The following is a 997-nucleotide window of genomic DNA, read 5'->3' on the forward strand; positions in this document are numbered from 1 at the left end:
CCTGCCGCCCGGCGGCATGCCCGCGGCAGTCGCCGCCTGGCCGTCCACCGATACGGAGCGCCCGGAGCCGCCGCCGTTCCGCTTCGCCTATGACGAGTGCGGCGGCTACCTGCCGTCGGACGGCGTGCGGGACCGGGATGCGCTGCAGACGGCGCTGCTGATCGCGGAGATGACGGCCTACTATCGGGCCAAGCGGCTGTCGCTGGCCAAGCGGCTGCAGCAGCTCTACGAGCAGCACGGCCATCATCTGGAGGGGCAGGTCAGTCTGGCTTACCGCGGACTGGAGGGCTGGCAGCGGGTGCGCAATGCGATGGAGAAGCTGCGGGCCGCGCCGCCGACCGAGCTTGGCAGCTGTCAGGTTAGCGCCGTCTGCGACTATGGCACGGGCGAGCTGCGTCATCGGCATCGCACCTGCGTGGAGCCGACCGGACTGCCGAGGGCGGAGATTCTCAAGTACGAGCTGGAGGGCGGGGGCTGGTGCGCGGTGCGCGCTTCGAGCGCGGAGCCGGTGCTAACCCTTTACTATGGATGCAGCGCCGATACGGCCCGCGAGAGCAGACATCGGGCGGCGGCGATCCGATCCGATCTACTGGCAACGGTCGAAGCGATTCTTTAGGTCGACAGCATTAGAGTAGCGCCGTGGCATCAGAATAGCGCAGCGTTAGAGGGGCGCGTGGCAGCGACAGGATGCGAAGCGCTAGGTTGCTCCGGGGCAGGCGATACCAGGTCCGACTCGGGTGAGCGGACGATCACGAGATCACGAGATAGAGGGAGTTGGGCGAGATGAAGATAACGGTAATCGGAACAGGCTATGTGGGGTTGGTGTCGGGCGTCTGCTACGCCGAGCTGGGGCATCAGGTCATCTGTGTAGACAAGGATATGGACAAGATCCGGCTGCTCCGCGAGGGCGGCGTGCCGATCTACGAGCCGGGGCTGCAGGAGCTGATCGCCAGCAATACGGCGGCGGGCCGCCTCAGCTTCTCGGCCGATCTGGAGG

2 pseudogenes are annotated in these 997 nt (G+C 66.7%); both read left to right on the forward strand.

The features are described 5' to 3' along the window. Window positions 1-616: pseudogene (locus PA598K_RS35505) on the forward strand (hypothetical protein); the annotation flags it as partial. A gap of 167 nt (window positions 617-783) precedes the next feature. Then, window positions 784-997: pseudogene (locus PA598K_RS35510) on the forward strand (UDP-glucose 6-dehydrogenase); the annotation flags it as partial.

It is taken from the genome of Paenibacillus sp. 598K, assembly GCF_003851045.1.
Classification (GTDB): Bacteria; Bacillota; Bacilli; order Paenibacillales; family Paenibacillaceae; genus Paenibacillus_D.